1 pseudogene is annotated in these 428 nt (G+C 55.1%); it reads left to right on the forward strand.

Annotated features, from left to right (window positions below):
* Window positions 1–17: 17 nt before the first annotated feature.
* Window positions 18–428: pseudogene (locus MXD62_RS10230) on the forward strand (hypothetical protein); the annotation flags it as partial.

Here is a 428-nt window from a genome sequence, read left to right on the forward strand (position 1 = left end):
TACTCAAAGGACCCAATGTGTTCAAGGCGATGACTCCGTACGGATCGTTTGTCTGTAAACGGACGTCAGCGCCGCCCAGCCGGTTGCTGTTTATCGGGGGGGTGCTGAATAATCTGCAGCAGCGCGATTGGGACGGGGCTGTCCCCATCACCTACACAAAAAATGCCGAGCCCTGCGCCGTACGCGGAGATTCCATCTTTTATTTGACCCAATGGCAACAGGCAACACCGACACCGACAGATTGGTACAGCCCGATGATTACCAGGCTGGCTGAACTTCATCATCTGACCCAAAACTATCGGCTGGAGGATCCCCGCCAGGTGGAAAGGCTGATCGACTCTCTCTTGGGGCGGTGGGAGTATTGGACAGAGCGGCTTAAAGAAGGCGTAAAAGTTGCGCAAGCACGCGCCTATCCCTCACCGTTTGAT

Origin of the sequence: Frankia sp. Mgl5 (genome assembly GCF_023242985.1) — a bacterium.
Taxonomy (GTDB): Bacteria; Actinomycetota; Actinomycetes; order Frankiales; family Frankiaceae; genus Parafrankia; species Parafrankia soli.